The following is a 9,642-nucleotide window of genomic DNA, read 5'->3' as shown; positions in this document are numbered from 1 at the left end:
TAGCACCCATGCCATCAACAAATTTGCCTTAATATTCTATCAAAGGTACATCAAAGTGTCTTACCCCTTTCCAATCTATTTCTTCTATTGATTGATATTTTTTATTACCATATTTTCTATTATTAAAAACCATCACTTCTAGTAATTTTTTAGATTCATCCATCAATTTCGGTAAATAAGGTGAATTAAAATATTCTTCATCTGGTACTCCGGTACCTGATTCTTTACCAAGTTCTTCTTCTTTAGTCCAATAATCTTGCATAGTTTTTTCTATAAAATCATCAAGAGCAAAGCAGCAATCATAAAATAAATCTGCCTCTTGTCTTGTGTATAAAAAATTGTCAATATACATAGAGCCATATACCGTAGCCTCTTTAGGTTCACCATGATGTATAAAATCTCCTATTTTCAGCGCATGAAAAAAGTAACATTGCACTTGTTCTAGAGTATAATAGTATCCAACATTCTCAACAATACACCATTTTTGTCTTTGCCATTCAACGTCAATGAAAGCAGCTAGCCATTCAATTACAAATTCTCTTGCTATAAGACGCTTTAATCTTGTTTTTTTCTTTTTCATCATTTGTTTAGTATTTTCCTACTCTTATTTCTGCCTTAAGCCCTTCCCATTCTAGCCATTGACTTAAAGTAAAATGATCATCATTCTGTAGCAAAGCTTGTTTTGCTCTTTCTATTAGGATTAGATCACCTGATCTTACTGCTGCTCCTAACTCTTTATTCATCTGTTCTAAAGCCTCTGGCCATATATGTCCACCATTAACATTAGCATGACGTCCTCTATGCATCACATGCACATGATCTACTTGTTGTATAGAATCTGGAAAGAGAGAGAATGTACGTCCTGGCTGTCCTCTATCTATTCTGATTTTCCATATTACTTCATATTCATGTACACCTGTTTTTGGATTATATACCTTCTTATTATTATATACCTTAAATTCAACACCTATACCAGGTGATGCAGCTGATATTTTTGCATGGTTAAGCAAATTATCATCTATTTTGTATAATGCTTCCATAGGAATGTCCCAATTTACACCTTCATAATTTTTCATAAATTCATGTATTCTTTTTCTCTTTAATTTTGGCTCTAGATTTTCAATGCTTTGCAGCATTACATTAAGATCTTCTCTGAATGGTGCTCTTACACTATCCTTAATTTCCACTGTTTGCCTATAAGGATCGTCTGCGTATTTGCTTACTGTTGGAGTAGCCTCAGCCTCTGTGCTTATTGCAGCTGTTTCAGTATTAGCATTATTCTCTACGTTTGGGTTGAGATTCTCTCTGTTAGGTGTTGGGGTGGTTACCTTAGTCTGAGGTGTTGGGGTGGTTACCTTAGTCTGAGGTGCTGGGGTGGTTACCTTAGTCTGAGGTGCTGGGGTGGTTACCTTAGTCTGAGGTGCTGGGGTGGTTATCTTTGTTGGTGATTTTCCAGTTCCTGTAGCAGTATAGACATCATCCAGCTCGTTTGTGATAATATAGTGCCAAGTTTTCTTACTAGTATCCCAGGTTTTTGTAAGAGTAATTTTAGCGCCTTTATAAAATATACTTACAACTTTGCCTATGGTCCAACCTATTATTGAATCATATATTAGCTCAGAAGAGGTGGCTTTTAAAAATTTATCTACGAACTTAGCTGTTTCAATTACTTTTTCTTTTGGTATTTCATAAACGTTACCAAACTTATCAGACATTTTTTTATCTGTTGTAACTAAGCCTTTACCAATGGTTTTTACGGTGTTGTCAAAAGCATTACCTATTGCTTTATAGAATGGATGATTTTGGTCATTTAATATTTCTGCAGCATGATTGAAGCCTTGTGCAGCACCGTATATAAGGTAAATATAAAGTTTTTCTACAGGTGTAAACGCTACTGCAAATGCGTTTGTCTCTTTAGTTAAAGGCCCTTCGAACTCTTCTAAATTTAAGTTTTCTGAATTTAAGTTTTCAAATGATTTTTCTAAATCTTCTTGACTCGTTTTGGATATATCAGCAGCTCTATTCAAACGACCTGATAAATCTTTTTGACGTTGCTCCCTATTAGTTAATATGTCTTGTTTTGTTTCTTCTTTAGATAAAGCTATACCAAACACATAATCTACTATTTCTACTGGTAATTGTTTGAATGATAATTGACTAAGATTAAGAGAAGTTTTTAATTCGCCTTTAATATCATCGATAATATCTTGTACTTTTTGACTTATTTGTAATTGGTTTAATATTTCATTTGGTAAATTTGTTATTTTTTTACTATTGGAATCAAGTTGATATATCCCTGCTCCATGTCCTCCTGGTGCATTAGTTTCCACTGGTACATTAAATATAGTGGTTGCTTCTTTGCCATCGAGTACAATAACTTTCTCTATTACCGGATAATATAGAGCATTCTCTGTTTTGTCAGACGAAAATAAATAAGCCTCAGATACTGAATCAAGACCAGGAATATGCCTTTTTTTCATAGCCCATTGTATTATTACGGTTAATTTCTTGACTGATGTTTGATCTTGATTCATCAGATAGTCGAAGTGCTCTGCCTTTACTACCTTGCACTGATTTTTGTTAGCTTCAGCTTGTTCTATTAACCATTGTTTATATAATAGCTTCTTAAGTGCTTTGAGCTCTTCCTCAGTGAGATTTTCCTCTTCGATAGTGGAGGCGTCGTCGTTGCTGAGGTCTGCGTCAACGAGGGTGTCGTCGTCGTCGCTGAGGTCTGTCTTACTAAGATCTTCCTCAGTGAGGTCTGCGTCGTTTAGTTTATCTTGTTTGGTGAACCATTTTGCCGGGGAGGTGAGGAGACGACCCGCTGCTTGGAAGGCGCGCACAGTCTCGTCTAGGAATCTAGCCGGAGCTGCTTTTAGCTCTTTTATAGTTATTTTTTGGCGCTTAGCAAGATGTGCATTGAGCTCTGGGATTGCAAACCCTTTGTCAAACTGCATATTACTGATATGCCTGTTAAGAGTATCATCACCTATCTCATGACCGTTAGTTTCTACTGAACCTTGACCTATTGTGGATTTAGTTTTTTGGGTAAAGTCTCTATAAGCAAAATCAACACCAAGCGCATCATGGGTTTTTGTATTGTGCTTTGACGCATCGGTTGCATCCCTAGCTTGTCTTGTTGTGCTATCTAGCGCGGCTGAAAATCCTGTTGTGATTCCTGTATTAAACCCTTCTATATCTTGCTGAATTAACCTTGCTGACTCAATGGTTAAATGACCCTCATCAGTTAGTTTGCCACTTGCATCAACTTTGGCATTTACTATCATTGCCCCTGTCATATCAAGAACTCCTGAGAGGATAATATCAACATTCTTTCTGCCGATGATTGATGCCATGTCATTGACCCATGCCATATCACCTGTGCCAAACCTAGCACCCATGCCATCAACAAATTTGCCAATATAATCACCCATATCACCTGATACGATTGTTTTGCCCAAAGCTTGTATATCTTTGCTTAAGAACCACGAATATTGCTCATCTTTCATCAGAGTCTTAACTGATGATATGATCAAGTCCTTAGCATTAATCTGCACATCATCTGCAGTTATCTGCCCACCTTCATTGACCAAAAGATCCACCTCTGCTGAGAACACACCAGATAAACTAATTATTGCAGGGATAGGTTGCTTGTTGCCTTGTGTTACTTTGTTATTAGAAACATATATATCAGTCACTGGCGCCTTATACGCTATATTCATTCCTGCACTGAGATCTATATTTTGTCCATCAATGCTAGTTTCAGCTTCAGCATAGACTGTTTTCAAACTTAACTTCTTGGCATTAACCTGCCAGTCCACACCTTGAAAGCGCGTTGAGGTAAAATCAATCTCTTCTGCATTATGAATAGTGTACATTCCTAAAATGCTAGTTGCTTCAGGAACTGCAGTACGAGTATGGTTGCTATTCTGCTCATTCTGAATATCAATCCACCAACCTGCTTGTACCATCGGACCATTAATAGCATTGATAATATCATTACGGTTTTTATGAGCACGAAAAAGAACATTCGCAGCACTTACTGTGTTACCTATTTTAGTAGACTCGTCATCGAGTAGATCACCGATTAAATTTAGTGAATCTTTTACTAAACCTAATGAATTTATTATTGACCTTACTAATGGCGATTTCACCCCTATAACCAGCCCTACGCCTGAGAAACTAGTATCGCTAGTTGTCTTATCGACCTTATATATTGGTGCATCTATGTGTTTAATTACATTAAAAATACCTACGTCATATTCAAGATCAATCCCTTGAGTCTTTAATACACCACCTTCTAATGTCAAAGTTTTTGCTTTAATACTGGCTTTGTCTACATCAGAAACATATTGCGTTGTGGTGCTGTGGCGATCATATACACCTGCACCCGCAGTTAATTGACCTTTGGCTAAACTAGCAACACCATGTATACCATACATATGCTCGTCAATATCATAAACTCTAACCTTCTCACTGTTTAATGACCTTATGTCATACCCTGCAGGAGACTTAATAATAACCTCATTACCTTCTACTCGGCTGGCTAATTGTACGTAGCCCTTGCCCGCATACATATAAAGCTCTCCTCCTGCTTTTACAATAGTCGGTTCATAAGATTTTTCTGAGGTTTTGGTGATCTCTTTGACTGTACTAGCTAAAGAAAAAACATTGCCGCGTAGAGCAAAATCAATACCAGTGTGAGAGTGCGCAATTTCGTTAATGAAACTCTTCTCAGCAGGTAATAAGTTGATTTCGCCAAGCGAAGCTGTGATATCATAATCATAATATGCTAATTCTGTCCCGACAAAAGTGACATTGCCTTCTTTAGAAGAGATAGTAAGTTTACTCCTCGTATCGTTTAAATTACCGTCACTGCCCCATTGTTGTTTTTTGGGATCGATTCTTGTACTGCTAGTGTGAGTGCTATCACTGCTGAATATTCCTCGTTTCTCTTCAGAAGAACTAGTAAATGTTTGTTTTACTGCTGCTGCAACGGTAACATCTTTTTTAGCAGTCATGTTAGCAGATGCTAACTTTACTTCTGTACCAACTACGTTGATTCCTCCCTCTTCAGAGTATAGCTCAAACGTTCCGTTGCCACCCTCTTTGCCAAATTGTTGCTTCAGTGGATCAATCTCTGTAGTGTGACTACGCGTAGTTTTCTCACTAAGCCATCCTTTGACATTTTTATAACTATTCGTGATGATTTGTGTTACTGCTGCTGTAATTTCAATATCTTTAGTGGCATTTGCTTTGAATGCATTTATATCTTTGGCATCAACTCCTTGAATATTTATTTCATCACGGGATATGAAAATAATATCTCCTTTAAACTCATTTAGTATTTGATCAAATGTTTCAACTGTAGTTTCTTCGTTATTTGCAAATGTAATTATCTTGTTATATAGTGGTATTGGCATGGTATATATGCCATCATCTGCATCAATTACCACATTCTCTATCATGATACCTTCAGCTTCAAGCTTGCCCTTTATTTTGGCTACTGCATCAATGAGTGCAATATTTTCAGCTTTAAAATCACCTTCACTGATAATACGTATCTTACCTTCTGCTGTACCCTTAATTACCGTTCTAAATAAAGGATTGGCTGCAATATAATTTACTTTTTTTGCCCATTTAACTGTGTCAAAGATGAAAGGTGGATGCTCCAATGTAACATTAAGACCTTTATTGCTTACATCTTCTATCTCATTAGAAGCACTGATCATATGCCCAATAACAAGATTGCCGCCGCTAGTTAGTAACTTTCCTCCTGCACCTATTACCTCTCCTATATAAACATTATCTAAGTAACCAAGGCTTGCTAAGCTACCACCCTGACGGGCAACGCTGTGTTCAAGCGCTTTTCTTGTTAAGTAAAGTTCTAATACCAATGCTTTATCATTTCTAATTAACTTATATATCGGCCAGACAAAAGGTTTTTTTAATGCTGCTAAATATTTTTCTTCTAATGGTTTGCCAATAACTAACTGATACTGGTTGATAACTTGTTTTGCATTCTCTATGAGTCGATCTAGATGCTCACATTCCGCTAATTCAAACCATTTTCTTTTGCCAGCTGTAATGCGTACTATTTCGTCTGCATATTCTGCATCAGTATGACCAGTCTTATTTAGAGTTGTGAGTTTTAACATGTGAGCTTCTAGAGAAGGAGAAGCAAAAATTAACATCACTTTTGCTGAATTAATGCCTAAATCTTGCAGTAATGTTATTGTACCTTTTTTACAGTCTGTAATGCTTTCATGTCTATTTTGAAATAAAGTATGAACTCCTGAACTATTATTTTCTGCTGACCCAGGTAATAATTTTAGTGGTTGATATTGTATTCCCTCCAAGGTCTGAAGCGTTTCTTCATTGACAATTGAATTATGTTGTTCTGCTGGAGTTATCTCTTTGTCAACAACGTATATTTGAGACATTATAGTTTTAGCCAATAATGTTTTTTCTGCAGCATTTTCTGTATGAACAATAAGGTAGCCTCCAGTATTAACTAAAGCCGTGTTGTGAGAACTACTAAGATAAAGTTGTTGTTGTGTTGCTTGGGCAAATTTTCTTAGCATTTCAGGGTTTACACCGTAGATAAACTTTTCAATAGAACCAATACTTCTGCCAGCTTCAAATCTAGTTAAACGCAAATCTGAAGATGGATTTGAAATTTGCAAACATTTGGCCTTATCATACTCATAAATTAAAGTATCTTGCCCCTTACAGCCAAAGGCATTAGTGCCTTTATAAAATAAATTATTGTAAATATCTTGTTGCTTAGCATAGGCGCTAGAATGATATTCATAGTTATAAGTATCAGGTCTACCATGATTTTCTTCATAATATTTGTACTCAAATTCTGCTTTAAATCTATGCTCTGCTACTTCATGAAAAATTATTACTTTTAATTTATTTGTTGCATTAAATAGTCCTAATATATGAGCATCACTAGCATGAATAGTGAGCTCATCTGCATCAATTGTTACTGTTTCTGCCAGTATTACTGTTGGTCTCGTAGTTTGAGCATTATCAAAAGATTCCTTGATGGAGGAAACTGATGTGGTATAGGTATGACATATTTGATATTTACTAACCGCGTATGCTACGCCAGCAGTGCTAGATATTGTAGCACTGCCAATCGTCGCCACCGCTACCATTGGGGCTACGGGTGGACAGATTATTGATAATAGTCCACCCAAAAAACTAATACCCGCTGATGTCTTCATGCTATCTCCAGCAACTTCACCAAGATCACTAACACGCTCATAATGGCATGAGCTTTCATAGTCTGTATAAGATGTTGGGTCTTGTATCACATATTTTACTATATTGTCTCGTTGCCAAAATACTTTTTGTGCTGCAAGGTTAAAATGAATGACATCCACATCACTGCTTCTAAGAGCGATTAACTTAGCACGTGCACCACTTAGCCCAGTAATGGTTAAATCAGTGGTTGTTATACTGCTAAAACGTGTGATAAAAGTTTCTGCTTCGGCGTTAATTGAGTTACCTCTCACCTTGGAATTCTTGCCCGTCTCTATCTTCTTAGCAAATAACTCTACATTTCCTGCATATGAAATATCAGTATTATCAGGTATTGATATTTCTTGGGCATGCTTATTATTCAATCCTTTGAGAGTTAGATGATGTCCAGCGATAGATGCGTTGTCTAAGTTAATTATATTACCATCTGCAGATAAAATGCTGTTATCTGTCTCACTCACTAATTTGGAATTCTGGTGTATATATATCGTATCACCTAATAAATTAAACTTTCTTGCATATGAGATGCTGCTGTTGTAAATGAATATATCATTGTTAGTTACATGAGGGTCACTTCTGCCTAGTAATGAGAGATCTTCTTGAATATTAAGTTTACTATTTTGAATTGCTATATATAAAAAATTATCAAACCTTACTATATCTGCATTTCTTTCTGTTGGAAATGTTATACCAAAAACTTGTCCATCGATATTTGTCTCTATTATAGTGGTAATTTTTGCTTCAATTTTTGTAGTAGCATCTTTTGCTTTGCTGTTAAAATTATTTCGTCCTGAGTAAAATTGAAAACCTGAAATAGCTAATTTTCCTGTATGTGAAATATTGCTACCTTGAATATCTACTGCTTGATTCTGATTAGGCGTACCGTACATTGCGCCTTTGAGAGTTAGATGATGCCCAGCAATAGATGCGTTGTCTAAGTTAATTATATTACCATCTGCAGATAAAGTGCTGTCGGTTGAGTTTTTATTATCAATAACACTATTCTCTAATGTTATCGTGTTACTGTATAAATAAAATTCTCCCATATGTGCAATGGTGCTATTTTCAAATTGTAGTGAACCATTACCTCCCGTATCTATGACACCATCATCAAAGATGTTAAGCGTGCTATTATAGAATTCATAAGCCACATCTTTGTTGCTATTATGAGAGGTAATATTAAGAGTACGTCCAGTTATTTGACCATTACGTAGACTAAACTTGTCAGTTTCTGCTAACAAGCCTGCACCCATCATTTCACCTGCAATATTGCTTTGCACATCAAATTCTTTACCGTGAACTGAAAATTTACCTGTATGAGTAACGATCGCATCTGGATGAATTAATATTTTACCCTTTTCATCTGTTGCTTCTATAATCGCATTATGGAAATCAAATGATTTATGCACTTGAATAGCTGCCCCTATCATCTGAATTATTGACCCTGGTTCATGGTCGGAGACTAGCACAGAATCAACTGATACTTTCCCTGAAACATTGGCTTTGAGCATTACATTGTTAAGCGTTACATTACTTAATTGTAAATCTTCAATGCCATCTACGACCAATGAGACTCGATTACCATGTATTGATGTGATTTCAGAGAATAGACCAATTTTTGATGGATCACCCTCTCCAGGTTTAAAAATTAATCTAATGGTAGGATCACTATTGCTTCGACTATTGTCAAATTTTATTGCATTTAAGCAATTGACATCAGCAACAGTAATATTCCCTCCCGCAGAATGCGCAGGTATTTTAATCCATAGAGTATCTTCCTTACAAACCCATTGATGTTCGTTAAAAGAAGCTCCAACTAAATTCCCAGCTGCAAGCAAAGTGCCTTGCGTGGAGTTATTTAAACTATTAGTTCCATAGTCTAAATCAGAAAAAGTGCTATCATTTACCATACTAACCCGCCTAACTAGTCTAGTTCCCACATAAAAATACAAAACTAATTTATGGTGTAGAAGTTAATTTGTCAAGTAACTATTAAACTAATTAATTGATGAATTTATATAATCATAACTCCTAGCGCAGCTATCTTATCTACTAATCTATAAAAAATTACAGAGGTAGTAATTTTAAAGTAATAAAAAATGTATGCATACTCAAAGAAGGCTAAAAATCTTAAAAAATGTACTGCACTTCATGATAATTATATAGTGAGAGAGTGATAAAGATAATATGAATGCTAAATTCAACATCCATATAGTATTGCTTGTACAGCATTTCAGCTTAGTATCTGAATTGGCCTGTAAAATGTCATATGTGATAGAGATCATCATTGTTAAAACACGCTATAACAACTAATCTATTACTTTAGGTTGTAAAAATTTAATCAATAACAAAAATCAAATCGCTGTATCA

General features: G+C 35.7%; 2 protein-coding genes. Both read right to left on the bottom strand.

The genetic code is table 11. The annotated features are described in order from the left end of the window. Positions 1-28 precede the first annotated feature (28 nt). Positions 29-583, bottom strand: a complete 555-nt coding sequence (locus tag IHI24_RS04445) for a hypothetical protein (protein WP_194966862.1) — start codon at positions 581-583, stop codon at positions 29-31. 4 nt (positions 584-587) lie between these two features. Next, a complete protein-coding gene (locus IHI24_RS04440; protein WP_194966861.1) occupies positions 588-9,182 on the bottom strand; it encodes a hypothetical protein in 8,595 nt (2,864 codons plus the stop codon). Positions 9,183-9,642 lie beyond the last annotated feature (460 nt).

This window comes from Rickettsia endosymbiont of Cardiosporidium cionae (genome assembly GCF_015476335.1).
In the GTDB taxonomy this organism is placed as follows: domain Bacteria; phylum Pseudomonadota; class Alphaproteobacteria; order Rickettsiales; family Rickettsiaceae; genus JADHZC01.
Note: the sequence above shows the minus strand (reverse complement) of the source record. Positions and strands in the feature narration are given on the sequence as shown.

Bases quoted from the DNA above. Each gene is read 5' to 3' on its own strand.
- IHI24_RS04445 (WP_194966862.1), bottom strand. From the start codon at position 583: ATGATGAAAAAGAAAAAAACAAGATTAAAGCGTCTTATAGCAAGAGAA.
- IHI24_RS04440 (WP_194966861.1), bottom strand. From the start codon at position 9,182: ATGGTAAATGATAGCACTTTTTCTGATTTAGACTATGGAACTAATAGT.